At 32.8% G+C, this 19550-nt stretch carries 19 protein-coding genes; 7 read left to right on the top strand and 12 right to left on the bottom strand.

Annotated elements, in window-relative coordinates:
* Positions 1 to 465 precede the first annotated feature (465 nt).
* From ABD745_RS05010 to ABD745_RS04990, 5 genes are all read left to right on the top strand, one after another.
* Entirely contained in the window at positions 466 to 1467 is a 1002-nt protein-coding gene (locus tag ABD745_RS05010) for an EamA family transporter (protein WP_344826163.1), read from the top strand.
* Between the two features lie 12 nt (positions 1468 to 1479).
* The gene (locus ABD745_RS05005; protein WP_344826160.1) at positions 1480 to 2508 is read left to right on the top strand and encodes a methionine ABC transporter ATP-binding protein; all 1029 of its coding nucleotides are present in this window, start codon (positions 1480 to 1482) and stop codon (positions 2506 to 2508) included.
* Positions 2501 to 3157, top strand: coding sequence for a methionine ABC transporter permease MetI (gene metI, locus ABD745_RS05000; RefSeq protein ID WP_344826158.1), 657 nt, complete (start codon positions 2501 to 2503; stop codon positions 3155 to 3157). Before ABD745_RS05005 ends, metI begins: the two co-directional genes overlap by 8 nt.
* Positions 3158 to 3381: 224 nt before the next feature.
* Positions 3382 to 4194: a methionine ABC transporter substrate-binding lipoprotein MetQ gene (gene metQ, locus ABD745_RS04995; protein WP_344826155.1), complete on the top strand. Its 813-nt coding sequence runs from the start codon at positions 3382 to 3384 to the stop codon at positions 4192 to 4194.
* A gap of 283 nt (positions 4195 to 4477) precedes the next feature.
* Positions 4478 to 6739 (top strand): glycoside hydrolase family 3 C-terminal domain-containing protein, encoded by a 2262-nt coding sequence (locus ABD745_RS04990; protein ID WP_344826152.1) that lies wholly within the window; start codon positions 4478 to 4480, stop codon positions 6737 to 6739.
* 63 nt (positions 6740 to 6802) lie between these two features.
* Here the strand turns inward: ABD745_RS04990 and ABD745_RS04985 are convergent, their stop codons facing one another.
* The 4 genes from ABD745_RS04985 to ABD745_RS04970 form a co-directional block, all read right to left on the bottom strand.
* A complete protein-coding gene (locus tag ABD745_RS04985) occupies positions 6803 to 7762 on the bottom strand; it encodes a Fic family protein (RefSeq protein WP_344826149.1) in 960 nt (319 codons plus the stop codon).
* A gap of 88 nt (positions 7763 to 7850) precedes the next feature.
* On the bottom strand, positions 7851 to 8411 hold the full coding sequence (locus tag ABD745_RS04980) for a DUF2652 domain-containing protein (protein ID WP_344826146.1): 561 nt from the start codon (positions 8409 to 8411) through the stop codon (positions 7851 to 7853).
* A 78-nt stretch (positions 8412 to 8489) separates the two neighbouring features.
* Entirely contained in the window at positions 8490 to 9236 is a 747-nt protein-coding gene (locus ABD745_RS04975) for a metallophosphoesterase (RefSeq protein WP_344826144.1), read from the bottom strand.
* A gap of 73 nt (positions 9237 to 9309) precedes the next feature.
* The gene (locus ABD745_RS04970; protein WP_344826141.1) at positions 9310 to 10692 is read right to left on the bottom strand and encodes an MFS transporter; all 1383 of its coding nucleotides are present in this window, start codon (positions 10690 to 10692) and stop codon (positions 9310 to 9312) included.
* 143 nt (positions 10693 to 10835) lie between these two features.
* Here ABD745_RS04970 and ABD745_RS04965 point away from each other — a divergent pair, with 143 nt between their 5' ends.
* Positions 10836 to 11306 (top strand): Lrp/AsnC family transcriptional regulator, encoded by a 471-nt coding sequence (locus tag ABD745_RS04965; protein ID WP_344826138.1) that lies wholly within the window; start codon positions 10836 to 10838, stop codon positions 11304 to 11306.
* Between the two features lie 318 nt (positions 11307 to 11624).
* Complete coding sequence (locus ABD745_RS04960) at positions 11625 to 12392, top strand: methyltransferase domain-containing protein (protein WP_344826135.1); 768 nt, start codon at positions 11625 to 11627, stop codon at positions 12390 to 12392.
* A 29-nt stretch (positions 12393 to 12421) separates the two neighbouring features.
* Here ABD745_RS04960 and ABD745_RS04955 read toward each other — a convergent pair whose 3' ends face one another.
* The 8 genes from ABD745_RS04955 to ABD745_RS04920 all read right to left on the bottom strand — a co-directional run bounded on the left by ABD745_RS04955 (position 12422) and on the right by ABD745_RS04920 (position 19536).
* Positions 12422 to 12787: a hypothetical protein gene (locus tag ABD745_RS04955; protein ID WP_344826132.1), complete on the bottom strand. Its 366-nt coding sequence runs from the start codon at positions 12785 to 12787 to the stop codon at positions 12422 to 12424.
* Between the two features lie 262 nt (positions 12788 to 13049).
* Complete coding sequence (locus ABD745_RS04950; protein ID WP_344826129.1) at positions 13050 to 13226, bottom strand: hypothetical protein; 177 nt, start codon at positions 13224 to 13226, stop codon at positions 13050 to 13052.
* A 47-nt stretch (positions 13227 to 13273) separates the two neighbouring features.
* Positions 13274 to 13699: a hypothetical protein gene (locus ABD745_RS04945; protein WP_344826126.1), complete on the bottom strand. Its 426-nt coding sequence runs from the start codon at positions 13697 to 13699 to the stop codon at positions 13274 to 13276.
* 1 nt (position 13700) lies between these two features.
* Complete coding sequence (locus ABD745_RS04940) at positions 13701 to 15023, bottom strand: hypothetical protein (protein ID WP_344826123.1); 1323 nt, start codon at positions 15021 to 15023, stop codon at positions 13701 to 13703.
* On the bottom strand, positions 15023 to 15538 hold the full coding sequence (locus ABD745_RS04935) for a hypothetical protein (RefSeq protein WP_425549781.1): 516 nt from the start codon (positions 15536 to 15538) through the stop codon (positions 15023 to 15025). Before ABD745_RS04935 ends, ABD745_RS04940 begins: the two co-directional genes overlap by 1 nt.
* A gap of 161 nt (positions 15539 to 15699) precedes the next feature.
* Positions 15700 to 16122, bottom strand: a complete 423-nt coding sequence (locus ABD745_RS04930) for a toxin-antitoxin system YwqK family antitoxin (protein WP_344826120.1) — start codon at positions 16120 to 16122, stop codon at positions 15700 to 15702.
* 399 nt (positions 16123 to 16521) lie between these two features.
* Entirely contained in the window at positions 16522 to 17640 is a 1119-nt protein-coding gene (locus ABD745_RS04925; protein WP_344826118.1) for a polysaccharide deacetylase family protein, read from the bottom strand.
* Positions 17641 to 17643: 3 nt separating this feature from the next.
* The gene (locus ABD745_RS04920) at positions 17644 to 19536 is read right to left on the bottom strand and encodes a type VI secretion system Vgr family protein (RefSeq protein ID WP_344826115.1); all 1893 of its coding nucleotides are present in this window, start codon (positions 19534 to 19536) and stop codon (positions 17644 to 17646) included.
* Between the last annotated feature and the right edge of the window lie 14 nt (positions 19537 to 19550).

Genomic DNA, 19550 nt, shown 5'->3' with positions numbered 1-19550 from the left:
CTGCCGAAAACAAAAAATAGCGAGTGCGGAAAGCGGGAACAGCTTCAAAAGAAATTTAAAGAGAAATGATGGAAGTTTAATGAATAAATAGATTTTCCCTTCGTCAGAATGACAACCAACCCTACAATTACTTAATCAATCATTCTTACACTAATTTAAATAATTAAAAATCAAATAATTAAATATATTTTTAAAATTATTTTTCAAAAAGTCTACTTTTTTAGTGGACTAATAAAAAATTATGTTTTATATTTGCAAACGTAATCAGGATATAAAAATAAAATGAAAGCAGAATTCAAAAAAAGCTCAGTAAGAAAACACAACATTAATTTTATGATGATGTATTGCTGCATGCCTATGCTTCATTCCTGTTGTGGTTAACCTTACTTTTATATGACATATTTTTAAAGGCTTTACCACGTTGTAGAGCCTTTTTTATTTACAAAAAACAACATTAAAAATATCATGAATACTAATAAAAACAAATGGCTTATCCCCATAGCCTTTACCAATATTTATGTAATATGGGGAATTACTTTCCTCGCAATTTCCTTCGGATTAAACGGGTTTCCGCCTTTTATTCTATCGGGGTTCAGATTTTTAGGCGCAGGAATATTGATAATGGGATATTTACTCGTAAAGGGTGAAAAAGCAAATTCTGTCATCAACTGGAGAAAAAACGCTATAACAGGAATGCTAATCCTTACAGGTGGGACCGGACTTGTAGCTTGGGGTGAGCAATATGTAACCGCATCTGAAGCAGCCATCGCTATTGCAACCGGACCATTTTGGTTCATCGCGATTGATAAGAAAAACTGGAATTATTATTTCTCGGATAAATTCATTCCTTTAGGGTTAATTATCGGGTTTGTAGGGCTTATTTTATTTCTAAACGGAAGTGTAAGTTCATCTAATTCACATACAGAGACAGCGAATACATCAATCAGAATAACGGCATTTATCGTTTTGGCATTAAGTTCCGTTGCGTGGGTTTTGGGTTCTTTATATTCTAAAAAAAATCCGGCAGGTCATTCAACTTTCATGAATATTGCTCAACAACTTATTACTGCAGGTATTGCATCGTTTATTATTGCCTTTTTCAGAAATGAATGGACAGGATTTTCAATTATAAAAGTACCGCTAACAGCTTGGTTTGGCTTGTTTTTCCTTATTTTTTTCGGATCAATTATCGCCTATCTCTCGTACATATGGCTTTTGTCTGTAAAACCTGCAGCTTTAGTAAGTACTCACACTTACATCAACCCTATTATTACAGTGATTGCGGGCTGGATCGTTGCCGATCAGACCATTAATACCAATCAATTTTACGGATTGATCATCATACTTGCCGGAGTACTTTTAACCAATGTTACCAAATATTTTAAACTTTCAAAACGGTCGAAAGTAAAAATCAGAAGAGTGATAAGACATGTCAACAGAAATGCAAGACCTTATCAGCCAATATAAATTTTAAAGAAAATGATAGAGATAAAGAATATTTCAAAAACTTTTCATCAGAAGAAACAGTTTTTCAAAGCACTGGACGATGTAAGCCTGACTATTGAACAAGGTGATATTGTCGGAATCATCGGATTTTCAGGAGCCGGAAAAAGTACCTTAATCCGAACGGTGAATCTTCTTGAAAAACCCGATACCGGTGAAATTATTATTAATGGAAAAGATTTTACAAAATTAAATTCCAGACAATTAGCCAGCGAAAGAAAAAAAATCGGAATGATTTTCCAACATTTTAATCTGCTTTCTTCAAGGACAGTTTTTGAAAATATTGCGCTTCCATTAGAGTTGGATAATGTCAGCAAAACCGAAATCAATAAAAAAGTCAATGACCTTTTGAAAATCGTCGGTCTGGAAGATAAGGCAAATGATTACCCTAAAAGCCTTTCCGGTGGACAAAAACAAAGAGTTGCGATTGCAAGAGCCTTGGCTAATGATCCTTATCTCCTGCTTTGTGATGAAGCGACAAGTGCGCTCGATCCTGCAACTACTCAATCGATTTTACACTTATTGAGAGATATTAATCAAAGGTTAGGAATTACAATTTTGTTGATTACCCACGAAATGGAAGTTATCAAAACAGTCTGTAATCACGTTGCAGTGATCGACAAAGGAAAACTATTAATTAAAGGAACTTTAAGCGAAATTGTCTCCGATAAAGAGAATCCTATTATCAAACAATTTTTAAAATCTGGTGTTATGACTATACCACAAGAACTGAATAAAAAACTACAAAAAGAACCACAAAACGGATTATTTCCACTGGTTGAAGTTGAACTTAATGAACAGATCTCTGTTGAAGAATTACTTTCAATAGTGTATGATAAATATAAAATTCCTTACAAACTGTTGAAAGCCGATGTAGAATATTTGGGAGATTCCAACTTTGGAAAACTTTTGTTGCAGCTTCAGGGTGAAGAAGAAGAAAACCAGCAAGCTATCTATTATTTCAACCAGAATAAAATTCAAAATACGGTAAGAGGATATGCTTAGTGATACGGTGATTTCTCTTTTGTCGAAGGGAGTTTGGGAGACAGTTTATATGACCTTTGTGTCAGGATTTTTTGGATTTGTTTTAGGTTTACCTGTCGGGATTTTATTGTTTTTTACAAGAAAAGGACAGCTTTTGGAAAATGTAATTTATAACAGGATTTTATCTGTTTTGGTTAATATTTTCCGTTCCATTCCTTTCATTATTTTGATTGTCTGGATGATCCCTTTTACCAGAAGCCTGGTCGGAACATCCATTGGAATGAACGCCGCTTTAGTTCCGTTAAGCATTGGCGCAGCGCCATTTATTGCAAGATTAGTGGAGAACAGTTTATTGGAAGTTCCTTACGGATTGATTGAAACTGCAAGAGCTTTGGGAGCGAGTCCGTTTCAGATTATCCGAAAAGTTCTGTTGCCGGAAGCGCTTCCTTCTTTAATCAATAATGCAACAATTACTCTAATTACTTTGGTCGGATATTCTGCGATGGGAGGTGCTGTAGGAGCCGGTGGATTGGGACAAATCGGGTATCAATACGGCTATATCGGTTACGATGCGGTGATTATGAATCTGGTGTTGGGATTATTGGTTGCAATAGTTTTTATCATTCAGTTTTCGGGTGACAGATTAGCGAAAAGATTTGATCATCGTTGAGTTTTATGTTGAGGGTTTGAGAGTTGGAGGGTTGTGGAATTTTAGTGTGAGAGTGCTTTAAAAATATAATGTGAATGTGAAGTAGTATGATGGTTTTGAAAATTCAGCCATCGATTGGCGAAAAAAATTAGCAAAAAGGGGTAAAGCCATATTTTATTTATTTAAAGAATTTTAAAATTTAACCTTTTTGCTTTTTCGCCTTTTAAAAAAAAAAATAATTTACAATGAAAAAAATAAAGATTTTAGGTTTATTAACGGCAGGTTTGCTGGTGTTCACGGCTTGTAATTCGTCAAAAAAAGAAAACCCGAATTACATTAAAGTCGGAATCACTTCCGGACCTGAACAGGAAATTGCAGAAACTGCTAAAAAAGTGGCGAAAGATAAGTACAATCTGGATGTTGAGCTGGTTTCTTTCAATGATTATGTAGTTCCCAATGAAGCTTTGAATAATGGAGATATAGATGCCAATGCTTTCCAGCACGTTCCGTATTTAAACGAACAGTCAAAACAAAGAGGCTACAAACTGGCGGTTGTCGGAAATACTTTTGTCTACCCGATTGTTGCCTATTCAAAAAAAATCAAAAACATTAAAGAACTTCAAAACGGAAGCACAATTGTAATTCCAAATGATCCGACAAACGGTGGACGTTCCTTACTTCTTTTACAGAAAAACGGTTTATTACAATTAAAAGACGGCATCGGATTATTACCAAAAGTGACTGACATTGTCGGCAATCCTAAACAATTAAAAATCCTGGAAATTGAAGCGCCGCAATTGCCAAGAGTATTGGATGATAAGGAAGTGGTAATCGCCATTATTAACAATAATTTTGCAGCACAAGCCGGATTGGATGCCGACAAACAGGGAATATTTAAAGAAGATAAAGATTCACCTTATGTAAATGTTGTGGTTTCAAGAGAAGATAATAAAAATGACGAAAAAGTGAAAAACTTTGTGAAAGCCTATGAATCTGAAGAGGTTTTGAAAAAAGCGGAAGAGATTTTCAAAGGTGGCGCCATCAAAGGCTGGAACTAAATTTTAAAAATTTTGAATTTTTTCATCATGATGAAAACTGACTGTTCACAACTCATTATTGACATTTAAAAAGATTCTATTATTATATATTTAGACATTGTTTCATTATTATTTGAAATAATGTCTTTTGTTTTTATTCCAATTTATAGATTTTTTTCTTAAACTTACATTTTTCTAAATAACATCTGGTCATTAATAACCAATTATTTAAAATAATCATTTTCTCAATTTGAGATAATAATTATTTTTGCTATTTTTGTTACCAATCAATAAAAAGGCTTTTATGTTAAAGAAAACTGCCATTGTAAGTTTATTCACTCTTATTTCTGTTTCTTATATGGCTCAAAATACTACTCTACCCGTTTATTTAGACGATACAAAACCCGTCGAGCAACGAGTTCAGGATGCACTTTCCAGAATGACTCTGGAGGAAAAAGTGGCAATGCTTCATGCACAGTCTAAATTCAGTTCTCCGGGTGTTCCAAGATTGGGAATTCCTGAATTCTGGACCACAGACGGTCCTCACGGAGTTCGCCCTGAAGTAATGTGGGACGAATGGAACCAAGCTGGCTGGACGAACGACTCCATTATTGCTTATCCTGCATTGACGGCTCTTTCCGCAACATGGAACAAAAAAATGTCATGGAATTACGGTAAAGCACTTGGAGAAGAAGCCCGTTACAGAAAAAAAGATATTCTTCTAGGACCCGGAGTGAATATTTACAGAACTCCATTGAACGGAAGAAATTTCGAATATATGGGTGAAGATCCTTATTTGACATCAAAAATGGTCGTTCCTTACATCAAAGGTGTACAATCAAATGGTGTAGCAACTTCTGTAAAGCATTTCGCTTTAAATAATCAGGAAATGTTCCGTAATACAAGCAATGTAAAAGTTGATGACAGAACCTTGTATGAAATTTATCTTCCAGCCTTCAAAGCGGCAGTGACAGAAGGAGATTCATGGACGATTATGGGAGCTTATGATATGTACAAAGGTCAATATTCAAGCCAGAACCAATACCTTTTGAATGATATTCTGAAAGGTGAATGGAAATACAAAGGTGTGGTTGTTTCCGACTGGGGTGCTGTAAACAATACCGACCAAGCCATCCACAACGGGCTGGATCTTGAATTCGGAAGCTGGACAAACGGACTTTCAGCAGGCACAAAAAATGCTTATGACAATTATTATTTAGCAAAACCTTATTTAGATTTGATTAAATCAGGAAAAGTGGGAACAAAAGAGCTTGACGACAAAGTTTCAAGACTTTTAAACCTTGCTTATAAAACAACGATGAACAGAAACAAGCCTTTCGGAAACATCGCTTCCGAAGAGCATAAAGCTGTTGCCAAAGAAATCGGTGAAGAAGGAATTGTTTTGCTGAAAAATCAGGGAAATGTACTTCCGATTGATATTAATAAAGCTAAAAAAATTGCCGTTATCGGTGAAAATGCTATCAAAATCATGACTGTCGGCGGTGGTTCTTCTTCATTAAAAGTGAAATATGAAACGCTTCCTTTAGACGGAATTAAAACAAGATTCGGGAAACAGTCTGATGTACAATACGCAAGAGGTTATGTGGGAGATATCGGTGGTGAATATAACGGGGTAAAATCCGGACAAGACCTAAAAGATACCCGTTCTGAAGCCGAATTATTAAATGAAGCTGTTGAATTAGCAAAAAAATCTGATTACGTGATTTTCGTCGGTGGTTTAAATAAAGCTGATTTCCAGGACAGTGAAGGAAATGACAGAAAAAGCTACGGATTGCCTTACAATCAGGATAATCTGATTGCTGCATTGGCAAAAGCGAATAAAAATCTTGCAGTCGTTCTGGTTTCAGGAAATGCGGTTGCAATGCCTTGGATCAAAGAAGTTCCGACGGTTTTACAATCCTGGTATTTGGGTTCCGAGGCCGGAAATTCTCTCGCTTCTGTTTTAGCAGGTGATGCGAATCCATCAGGAAAATTGCCGTTCTCTTTCCCCGTGAAGCTGGAAGATAATTCTGCACACAAATTGGGAGAATATCCCGGACAAAAAGATGAACTGGCTGCAGGAAAAGGAAAAGACCAGAAAAACCCGATCAACATTACGTATAACGAAGGAATTTTTGTAGGCTACCGTTGGTATGACACGAAAAAAATTAAAACATTATTCAGTTTTGGTCATGGTCTGAGTTATACCACTTTTGAATTCGGGAAAGCTAAAGCCGATAAAACAACAATTTCTCAGGACGACACCATTACGTTCACCGTTTCTGTTAAAAATACAGGGAAAAAAGCAGGAGCTGAAGTTGCACAATTATACATTTCCGATTTAAAATCATCTGTTGAAAGACCAACCAAAGAATTGAAAGGTTTTGAAAAAGTATTTTTAAATCCCGGAGAAGAAAAAGAAGTGACTTTTACTATCGATAAAACTGCTTTAAGTTTCTTCGACGCTCAAAAACACGAATGGGTCGCTGAACCGGGAGATTTTGAAGCACAAATCGGAAATTCTTCTGATGCTATTAAAACTAAGGTGAAGTTTACTTTAAAGTAATTTTACTTATTTATATTTCTAAAGCGAGAATGCCCGAATTTGATTCGGGCATTTTTTATTTTACTATTCTCTAAACTGATATTCCGTCAATCTCTGTTCACCAGACTTTATCAAAATATTTTCTTCAACAGCCCATTTCAAATCTCTGCTCGCTGTTGGCGCTGAAATATTTTTAAAATTCTGCAAATAATCTTTTCTGCTGAATTTTTTTTCTCCAATCTTCTCTTTGAATAAAAATATTCTGTCATTTGCGCTCAGATTAGTATTTTGAGATTGCAGAACCTGTTTCAAAGACTTTAATAGTATTGCGAGCATAAATTCAATAAAAGGAGTCGACTGCCCTATTTTATCAGATTCAGAAAGTTTGTTGTAATATTCTTTTTGATTTTCTTTAATGAGACTTTCTACTGGTAAATACTCAAAAACAGGATATTGCTGCATGAGAATCAATGTCTGCCACAGCCTTCCCATTCTACCATTTCCATCTACGAAAGGATGTATAAATTCAAACTCATAGTGAAAGACACAGCTTTTAATTAAAATTAGTTCCTTATCATTTTTTAAATAGTTAAAAAGATCATTCATTAATCCTTTTACCATTGTTCCACCCGGAGCAAGATGTTCAACCTTGGAACCTTTAACAATTCCCACATTAGTTGTTCTGAACTTACCTGCATTTTCAATTAAACCTTTTATTAAAATGGAATGAGCAACTTCCAGATCTTTAATTTTATTCGGATTAAAACGCTTCAAATCATTATAGACTTCAATAGCATTCTGCACTTCAAGAATATCTTTTGCAGGAGCAGTAATTCTTTTATTTTCCAGTAAAGCAGTTATCTGTTCTTCTGTAAGTGTATTTCCTTCAATCTCTAATGAAGACTGAATAGTTTTAATACGATTTTTCTTCCGCAGTTCTGTGGTAGGTTTATAAAGATGATTCGCATTAATTTCCCCTATTTTTTCGGAAATAGAAGCAACCAATTCTAAAACTTTATCTGTAATTATATAAGGCGGTTTCAAAATATGATACTATCAAATGATACTATCAAAGATAAAGATTTAATTTAAAAACACTTTTATTGAGGTCAGGAAAATATTTTATTTTTCATCAAACATGTTCTTTTAATTTCTCAAAATACTGAATAACACCCACATCAGGAAGATATAACTGACCATTCAAATCATTTTCAAAATCATTTGTGTTATCAAGAAAGGAATTGCTGAATAAAGCATAAGAAGGCTGTTCAGCAAAATCATTTTTAAGCAATTGATGGGCTTCAACTACTGTTGTTCCGTACAATTTTCTAAAGTTTCCGATTTTATATTGCGAAAACTTACCGTAAGTAACAATAAATTTTAAAGATAAATCTATGGAAGTATTTAAAATATCACTCAGTTCTTTTACTTTTTCATTAAAAGCGTTTTGCATATTACGAAGAAGTTTAGAAATTTTCTGATAGGAAGGATTAGCATCATATCGGTAAAATAAAATGGCATCACCTTCAATTTCGGATATTTCAAAATAGTCGCGGTTTGCTTCGATAAGAGTAGAAAGTAGTTGTGTTACAATATATTGTCCTGTATAAAGTTTAGTATTAAAGACAAATTCTGTAAATCCGTTAAAATCCGGAATGAGTATGATACCATTGTGTATATTTATATTTTTCATAATGATATTAGATTAAAACTTGTTGTAAAATAGAAGACGCAGCAAGTTTCATTTTACTTTAATATCAACCATAAAAATTTAAACCTCCACAATCAGCTCTTTTTTATATCCATTATATTTTTCATCAATATATCCATGAGGATTACAAATAACCTCCGTCTCCCCTATTTTATATCTTAAAGGCGTATGAATATGCCCATGAATCCAATATAAAGGTTGATGTTCCAAGATAAAATCTTCAAGATTGGAAGCATATGCTGAAGTGACAGGATCGTCTTTATATTTTCCCGGAACAGATAAAATACTTGGTGCATGATGTGTAACAACAATATTTTTCGACCCTTTAGAATTCTCTAAACTTTCCTGCAACCATGCTTTTGAGAACTGATGAATTTTAAATGTATCAATTGTCCTTAATTTTGAATAAGAAGGATCACGGGTAATTTTTTTATAATCATTCATCACAGATTGACAGGTCATTCCATAATATCTCGGATCTCCGAAAATTGAAAAATCGGTCCATAACGTTGCTCCGTGAAAACGAATTCCATCAATATCTACAAAAGAATCTTCCAGTACAAAAACATTGGAGTTTTGTGCAGCTTCTTTTATTTTGTTTAAAGTTTTCGGATAAGAACCTTTGTAATATTCATGATTTCCAAGAACATAAATTACAGGTTTATCAGGAATTTTAGTTTTAATCCATTCAATTCCCTTTGTTCCCAAATTCACATCTCCTGCCAGAATAACGAGATCCGCATTATCAAAAGATAAATCGGTAACTCCAAATTCCTGATGCAGGTCGCTGATGATTTGTATTTTCATTTTGCTAAAATAAAAAAGAACCGACAATTAGCTATCGATTCTTTTCATATAATTTAGTTTGAAAGAATATCTATTAAGAAACAGCAATTTCAACCTGTTTTATTTTAAGATTTTTAATGATGAAAAAAGACAGCATTCCCAAAGCAAAAACTGCGTATCCTATCAGTATGATTAAACTTAAATTTCCAACTGCCATTTTGGAAGGAAAAATCTGACTCATTAAAGTCATAAAAGACAATCCGATTCCTGCTCCTAAAAAGTAACTTGTAGAACCTAAACTTGACGCCACGCCATAACTTGAAGGCTGTACATCCTGAATTCCCAAAACGGATAAGGCTGTAAAACAAAACGTCATTCCCACTCCCGAAATACAGGCTGCACCGATTAAAACCAACGTCAACGGATGACCAAAATAAACGGAAATCAATAAAAATAAAGCTCCCATTAACATAAAACTCCATCCGAAAATTCCCATTTGAGCAGAATTCAATCTTTTTGAAATATGTGGTAAAACAAACTTTGCTACCAATGCAGACATTACACTGAACGGAACCAGCATTAATCCCGCAGAAGCCGCATTATAATTCATATCTTTCTGAAGCATTAAAGAAATTAAGAATAAAAATCCTATAAAAAACGCTCCCAATGCAACGAATGCAAGATTGGAAATCATTAAGGATTTATGCTTAAATAATATCAGGTTAATCAAGGGTTGTGAAACCGTTTTTAAGCGATAAAATACCAAAGCCAGCAATAAAACAGCCAAAATAAGAGCGCTTACAATCTCGAAAGTCTGCTCTTTAATGTGGATCAATTCATGGGTTCCGTAGGTTAAGCTTAATAATCCCAAAACTAATAAAATTCCCGATGTAACATCCGTTTTCTGAGATTTCCCTCTTCCATCTTTTGGAAGATATTGATAGGCAAAAATTAATGTGATTAAAAGAACCGGAACATTAATAAGAAAAACCCAATGCCAACTTAGATACGTGCTGATAATTCCCCCCAATGAAAGCCCGCTTCCTGAACCGATTGCCGCAAACGAACTGAAAATCCCGATCGCACGGTTTCTTTCCTGATCTCCCTTGAAAGTATTAGTAACGATCGACATCGCGGAAGGCATAATAAAAGCCGCTCCAAGACCTTGTAAAGCACGGAAAACAGCTAATGTTTCAAAGTTTGTAGACAAACCCGCACCTAAAGAAGTCAACATAAAGATCAATGATCCCAAAAGGAATATTTTCTTACTTCCGATCTGATCTGAAAGCTTTCCGCCAATGATCAGAAAACCTCCAAAAAACAACACATATAAAGTCTGCAGCCACTGAACGGTTTCTGCTCCGATGCCGAACTGCTCCTGAATAGAAGGAATCGTAAGATTAATAATGGCAATATCCAAAGCCTCCACAAACGTTCCCACCGATGCTAAAATTAATATTAAATTCTTTCTTTCCATATAGTTCAATTATACTGCAAAATTAAAATTAATAGAACGTATGTAAAAATTATCATTTAAATTTGGAACATATTTTAAATTAATACAATATAAAAAGAACAAATACTCTTTTATTTAAAAATTAACCTTAAAAAACAGAACAAATGGCAACGGAAAATTATATCCCCGACGAAAAAGATCTTTCCATTCTAAGAATTTTACAAAAAGACGCAAAATTAAGTGTTCGAGACATTGCGACAAGAATTAATCTTAGCCCTACTCCAACTCATGAACGTATCAAAAGAATGGAAAAAACAGGAATTATCAAAGAATACACAACAGTGGTTGACCGCAAAAAAGTGAATAAAGGCATGATGGTGATCTGTATGATCGCGCTGAATGTTCATAATAAAAAAATGGCAGGACAGTTCATTGAAGAAGTTGGAAAACTGAAAGAGGTTGTGGAGTTTTATAACATCAGCGGAGATTTTGATTTTATGCTAAAAATTCTCGCCCCGAATATGGATGAATTTCATGAATTTTTTGTGAATAAATTATCCGAAATTGAAGGAATCGGACAGACCAAAAGCATTTTTGTGATGAACAGTATTAAGGAAAGCTTGCAGATTCTTTGATTTTTATTTGATTTGAATTACATTTTAACGCAATAACCGCTAAGATTTTATTTATCTATTGTGAATATTCTTCCTTCGCAAGGACTTTTCATTCTCCAATGCCAGTAGTTTTACATAAAGTTTGTCATCCTGAAAGGATTCAAACATAGTAAATAGCATGGAAAGATTCGTACCTAGATCCCTTCGGGATGACAAACGGACTGGCTATTCCTAAATATTATTAATTGAAGTATTAATATTTTAAGTCTTTTTTAATACGTTGATTTATTATTTTAAGTTTAAAAACAGTAAATTGAATTAATATTAAATCTACAAATTATGCCCTGGAATCCCGAAGTTTACAATCAATTTAAAAATATCCGTTTTAAACCTTTCTTTGATCTTGCAGACCTAATTGCTGATGAAAAAGAAATGAAAGCCATCGATTTAGGCTGCGGAACGGGCGAACAAACTGCAATTCTGGCAGAAAAATTTTCTGAAGCCACGTTTATCGGCATTGATTCTTCTTTCGAAATGCTTGAAAAATCAAAAAGCCTTGAAAATGAACATCTTCATTTCAGGCAAGCGACAACAGAAGAAATTTTGGAAAGTAATGAAAACTGGGATCTTATTTTCAGTAATGCAGCATTGCAATGGTCTGATAATCATAACAAGTTATTTCCAAAACTGATTTCAAAATTGAACCATAACGGACAACTTGCGATCCAAATGCCTTACCAATCCGGAAATATTTTGAATCAGATTTTGTTTGAGATGGCGGGTGAAGAACCTTTCAAAACACAATTAAATAACTGGAACCGCCCTTCTGCAGTGCTCACAATTGATGAATACGCACAGATTTTATTTGATAATGGTATTGAAGATCTGAATTTATCACAGAAAGTTTATCCGATTATTGCCGAAGATCACGAGACTTTATTCAATTTTATTTCGGGATCGGCTTTGATTCCGTATCTGGAAAAACTGGATGATGAGCAACAGAAAGTTTTTACCACAGAATTTAAACAAAGAATCACAAAGAGTTTTCGGAAACTTCCTGCTATTTATTCGTTTAAGAGGGTTTTGATGTATGGCAGGAAAAAGTGAAAAACGTTATTAAAGGTGTAAATTATAATCTAATCTTGGAACTTATTCATTCCGACACTTGTCGTCATATTCTGTCCCACATTAATATTTAGATTCTCCCCTGCCGTAAAAGTCATGTTCTTTGGTGCATTCACATTAATATTTCCCGCTCCATCCATCAAATAAGTATTTCCGCTCGGATCTTCTATAAAAATACTTCCTTCTGCATCATTCAAAATAATCTTAGTACCGCTTCTCGTATGAATCACTTTTTTATCATTTCCTGAAGTATGGTAAGAACTCGTTTCACTACCATTGTAATGCGTTCCCATCACAAAAGGTTTTTGTATATCCAAAAAAGAATTGATAAAACTAAAAATACAGGATAGTAAATTAGCAATTGTGGGTTTTTCCATTCTTTACAAGTGCAAATAACCAAAATAAGTATTGCCAAATTATTTATAATAAAAATATGTTTATCATTCAGACGAAATGCATAATGAAGTATAATATAACTGATAACTGATATTAAAAATAATGCGCTAAAAAAAAATATTCGAACTTCAAATTCAAGAATGTCGGCTTGATTTCCAATTTTAAATTGACTTTCAGTATAGATTATACTCGAAATTATTATTCCAAGTATGAATATTGATATTGAGGATATTAATGCAAGTTTCATTTTTTTTCAAATTTAATTATAAAATAATCTTCATCATAATTAGAATAATCAAATGGATCATACCAATCTCCTGTATTATGAAATTTTACTCTTCCATGATGTACTTTTTGTCCTTCGTTCAAAATAATGGTATTATCTTGTTTTATGTATTCTTTATTATTTTCTATTACCACTTGTACTGTTTGCAACTAGCATTCTTAGGTCTTTTTTTAAATCAAAATTATTTTTTTAAAAATTGCAAATAATAAGTAAGAATAAATAATGGGAAAAACGATATGAATAACCGAATAGCAATTCCTAATTTGAATTGCACAAACGCATTAGGATCTACAAAAAAGAATTCAAATAATAATATGATTAAAAAAACAATTGTTGGAAAAACAAAGTATATTTTCTTTTTATCTTTAAATAAATAAATAAATAATATAGAAACATTTAATAAAATATAAAAAGAAGCTATCAAAAAAATGGATAGGGCACCTATTTTTCCTTCAAATCCTAAAAAGTCTAGATTTGAAAGAAAAATTAAAATTATACCACCAATAAAAAAATTGCCTTTATACTGTATTTTATATGTGAACCAAATATAAAATACAACTGCTGCGAATATTATTGAAATTATAATTTGAAATATATTTATTTCCATTTTATTTAAATTTTATTATAAAATAATCCTCATCATATATTTCATATTGATACCAGTCTCCATTTGGTTTTTTATGGATTTTTGTATTTCCATGATGTGCTTCCTGCCCATTATTAGTAGTTGTACCAAGATTTTCTGTAATATATTTTTTTGTATTTTCTACAACAGCTTTTGCATTACCAAGATAGTCAGTATTGTAAACGGCATCCGCCGATGCTAAAATCCTTCCAGGCTTAGAATAAAATACAGGAATATATACTTCTTGTTTTTTTCTAAATTTTGCGATTTCAAAATCTATGATTCCTTTCATAGAACATTTGTTTTCTTTTGCAAATTTTACCATTTTTTCAAATAAAGTAATATTCAATTTATTATGATCCAATTTAAATCTAACTGAAATAATCCAAGCCAAGTTTTTCACATAACATAAGTACCAATCTGGTCTCATATAAATTAAGTCGGGATATCCAGCATCTGTTTGCATATGATCTAATGTAAAATAACCTTCTGTTCCATACATGATAAATTTATCTTCACCGGGTTTATTAAAATAGATTTCTTTTAAATATTGTTTTAAAGTACGTCCATACATGGATTTCTTTTGATAATCTTCATTTGTTAAGAATGTATACCCATATTTATCTATATAATAATTTATAAATTTAATCCAAGGCTCTACATCATCACTCAATTTTTTTCCTCCTTGTCCTTTCCAACTTTCTATTGCTTTTTCAGCATTTTCAGGTTTGTGTTTCAAATCGTAGAAAATTAAATCAGCTGGCTTTATATTATCAAATTTGGTATGAGCATAAGTGTCACCGAATCTGTGTAATAGTTCACCTAATTTATTTGTAGTTTCTTTTGGTGTCTTTTCTTTTATGTATAAAAATTTTAATGCAGTCAAAAGCTCTTCCGTCCCATGAAAGCCTCCTGTTAATGAATGTATTTCTTTTTGATCAGAAGGATACCCCCAAGTTTGGTCAATTTCAAAGTCAGTTTCACTATGTACATCTGTATCTGGGTTTTCTGTTGCAATTGCCAATTCTTCTGCACCTGCTTCATCCATTCCTAGCATTAAACAAACCAAATATACTGTACTGTAATGCCCGTCTGTTTCATAAAAAAACACGTTTTCTTTGTAAGGTTCTTCTTCTTTTTTATCAGTAACCTTATAATTCTTCATAGAGACTCCATCTTTACCATCAATAGTATTTTTTTTGTTACCCGTTACTGTTAGATGTTCTTTCTTAGAATCTAACTTTATACTCTCAGCATTTAAATTAAATTTTTTACTGATTTCTGTAAAATTACCATTATTACCCATTAATGTAAATTTGAATTCTCTCCAGAATTAACCTGAATCGTTTTAGCTGATTTGATTTGAACATTTTCTTTTGAAGCGTATAATTCTATTTTTTCAGCATGCTTTGTATAATCTTTAGCTTCTTTGGTGATTTTATCACTTGCTATGTTTGTAATATTCGAAGCCATTAAAGAATAATCTGCAACCGCATTCTGCATCATCATTGCTCCTGCAAAGCTGCTGTGATTCATTCCTGCAGTTTCAGAAATATTTGCCCCCGCTGAAGATGTAATATTCATACCTGCTGTTATAGTTACATTTTCCCCAGCAGTAAAACTCATATTCTTCGGAGCATTCACATTAATATTTCCCGCTCCATCCATCAAATAAGTATTTCCGCTCGGATCTTCTATAAAAACACTTCCTTCTGCATCATTCAAAATAATCTTAGTACCACTTCTTGTATGAATCGCTTTTTTATCATTTCCTGAAGTATGATAAGAACTTGTCTCACTTCCATTGTAATGCGTTCCCATCACAAAAGGTTTTTCGGCATTTCCGGATTCAAAACCTACTAAAACTTCTTCACCAATTTCCGGAATAAAATGAAAGCCTTTTCCAAATAGGAAAGATTTTTATTTTTTTAGAATACAAAAAGTATTACTCTTCTATCTCAAAAAATAACAATTTCAGAATTCTATTTATATTCTTTTCTGTAAATCAATTTTCCATTATCCCATTTTTCTTTTTTAATAACCTTCCTATTTTTATCATAATATTTCCATATACAGTTATATTTTCCTTCTAAGAATTCTCCTTCTGCATGTAAACAGCTTATCACAGAAGCATTGTCTCCATCTGAAGCATCACATATTGTATATATCGTTGTCTTGCCATCAATTATACTACATTCACCATCAGTTTCCCAACAATACAGACTATCTTCATTTTGTTTTAATTGTCCAAAATTTAATACAAGATGTCCTTTTTGTATTTGATAAGTGGGTTTTATATCTTTTAAGTCATTTTTATTAAACTTTGGTGGTTTTTCATATTTCTGTTGTGCACAAGAATTAAAAAAAAAATATACACTAAAAATTAGGGAAATAAATATTTTCATAATTTTATTTATTTTCAGTTACAGATCCATAGTATAATTTTACATCATTTTGCATTATTCTCCATTGCCACTGATTGTAGCTTTTTGTTTTAATGGAATAATCCATAATATTTTTTGTAGTTTGTGCTTTGTAATTAATAATATTATTTACATTTTATTTCTTTAATACCCATATATTCCAAGAATCCCCCAACTTTTTGATATATATATATATCGCCACCAAAATATGTATTCCCACCAGATTCAGCGTCATACTCATAATTGTAAACACTGAATTTATACCAACAAATAGGAGATTCTCCACACATTTTATGTGTGGGTATAGGGATAAAATATATTATAACACAGCAAATAAATATAAAAGTAAAAGCTATTATATAGTATTTCTTGTTTCGCATTTTAGTATTTGTCTAGCGTTTTAAATTCTGCCTTTATTTTTTGAAAATAGTCTATTAATTTCTCTAATTTATTTATTTCATCTTTACTCGTTATATCTACATTACCATTGATTAATTTACCATTTCTAAAAGCTCTTTCATGCATTAATAGAACAACTTTACCATTAGTTTTACCAACTTTATCCAGCCCTCCACCATAATAAACATTTTCTAATAAATCATCACGAACAGTTTCCCAAGAATCTTTCAACCTATCTTTTTCAATATATTCTTTTGAGTACATATCATAATATGGGTGAGCTTCTTCATCTTTTGAAAAATCCATCCTTTTATTATCAACCTTTTTTTTAACTGATTTAACTGATAAATCCTTAAAGTCCCAACTTTTAATATGCCATTCACAATCCCACCCATAAATTTGATACTTTTTTTTATCATATAGTTCTTTGGCTTCATCTTTTGTATCACTTTTCATATCTTTAATTCTATCAGTGTACCAAGTGTTTCTACCTGGAAAACGAGCTAGTGGAACTGTTTGATTTTTGGCTAATGGCAGATTTCTATTTGTTATTTTATTTTTGCCATATACTTCATCCAAATAATACAATATTTGCTCTTTACATTTTATAAAGTCTGTAAAAACAGGTCTTTTATCTTCTTCTTTAGTCCCATCACCTTTATATTTAACACCTCCTTTTGAATAAAAATTTTCGTAAAAATCATTAGCATGAGAGTAGCTATGATTACCAATAGCGTGATTTTCATAAATATCTTTTAATACATTTAATGCTTTTTTTCGGTCCTTGTTTTTCTCAATAAAATAGTATAGATGTATTCCTGTCAAGAAAAAAGTTCCTTTAATTCCTTTTCTTTTTAATAATTCTAAAACCTCTTCTGTCCCTGCTTGTATTCCATCATCAAAAGTCAGATAAATTTCTCTCGTTACTTTATTTTCTTTACTAATAACAGGAGCTTTTGGAGAGTCATGACTTACACCAACTTCACCATTATAAATAATCTGTTTTCCTGAGCTAAGTTCATAACTATCTTGTGTATAAATCTTATAACTTCCTCCTATTTCTTCAATTAAATCTCCACCTATAAAAGTTTCTTTACTCATAACTTAATGACTTTTAGATTTTTCTCCCGAATTATGCTGTATTTCTTTTTGAGAATGTACTTCATGATTTTCAGTAACTTGTATAGAACCTTTTCCGTTTATTATTGTTTGTTTATCTTTTTCTATTTTACTTTCTTTATTTCCCTGAATAAATTCAACAACTTTTCCTACAACATTTGTCATAAAATCATTTCCTACAGTAAGATTTTTCATCATTCCTACACTTTGCATACTATTCATAGCAACACTTTCAGATTTATTCATACCGACAGTTGTATTCATATTTTTACCTGCACTGATATTAATATCTTCTCTCGCTGTAAAAGTCATATTCTTAGGTGCATTCACATTAATATTCCCCGCCCCATCCATCAAATAAGTATTTCCGCTCGGATCTTCTATAAAAACAGAACCTTCTGCATCATTCAGAATGATTTTGGTTCCGCTTCTCGTATGAATCACTTTTTTATCATTTCCTGAAGTATGATAAGAACTTGTCTCACTTCCATTGTAATGCGTTCCCATCACAAAAGGCTTTTCCGCATTTCCAGATTCGAAACCTACTAAAACTTCTTCACCTATTTCCGGAATAAAATGAAAGCCTTTTCCACTTCCCGAGTGGGGCTGTATCAGTCTTATCCAAGGTGTAACTTCATTTTTTTCTTCCTGCCACGGAAACTGCACCCTTACTCTGCCCATTCCCATCGGATCATTGTTGTCCGTTACTCTGGCGGGTTGCTCTTCGCCTTTAGGCACGGCTTCGATGTCAATATAAGGTGCTGCATTGAATAAATCCGGAATTCCCACAAACTCATTGTAATAATTTTCTCCGTCATAGCAATGTTTAATTTCTATGATACGGTAGGTTTCCATTGCCTTTGAATTGATATCCGAGATTTCTGCTCTTCCGCCTATTTTAAGATCAGGATCTTTACTCTTTCCCCGTACATGCATCAGGTTTTCCCTGCTTTCTTTTTCTCTTCTCACCGCTTCTTCCAGTTCTTTATCCGAACTTTCACTGATGCCGGTATGATTGAAATGCATTTTCGGTTTTTTCTTGAAAACATTTCGTGAAACATTTACAGCAATACTTTGAAAAGGATTTTCTTTAAATTCTGATTTTAAACCGCCGCTGTTTTTTTCAATCTTTGAACCGCTTTGTGCTTCATAAGACATATAACTGAAATCCTGAGCCTGCATTTTCATCTCGAATTCAATATCAATTAAATCAATATTTTCTGCAAGCTTAATCATCGGTTGTACTGCTGTTCCGAAAATAAGATTCTCCCCATTATAATAGAAAAATTCTCCATAACGGATTGCCAATCTCCTGATAAACTGATAATCAGATTCTTTATATTGAACAGTATAAGGAAGTGTATATTGGGTATTGGGCAGGTCAACTTTTACCTTGGCTTCCTGCGGATAACCCTCCGTTATTTTCGAAAGAATATCTTCAAGCGTTTTATTTTCAAAACTCTGACAATCTTTCCCGTTCTCCAACAAAATACTTGGAGCATACCCTGTAATATACAAATCTCCATAACCTCCTCCTTCATCTTTTTTGTTGCGAATACCTCCGATAATTCCGGCAAAAGTCTGTCTTGGTTTTCCAAAACGCCAATAGGTAATAATCAGCTCTTTGCCAAGAAGATTTTTAGAACTTTCCATCACATAGCCTTCAAAACTATCTAAGGCATCATCAGGAACAGTTATGCAAAATGTATCGTGATCTGCCGTTTTTTGAGTAAGTTCTACAGTATAGCTGTCTTTTGCTAAAAAATCTTTTCCGTCCAGAGTCAGAAGACAATAAACCAACGGATTAGTCGGGTCATGAAGCCATTCTTTAAACGAACGGGACGTACCGAATATATTTGAAAAGTCTTGGTTTTCCATACTATTTTAAGATT

This window comes from Chryseobacterium ginsenosidimutans, from assembly GCF_039536845.1.
GTDB lineage: Bacteria > Bacteroidota > Bacteroidia > Flavobacteriales > Weeksellaceae > Chryseobacterium > Chryseobacterium ginsenosidimutans_B.
Note: the sequence above shows the minus strand (reverse complement) of the source record. Positions and strands in the feature narration are given on the sequence as shown.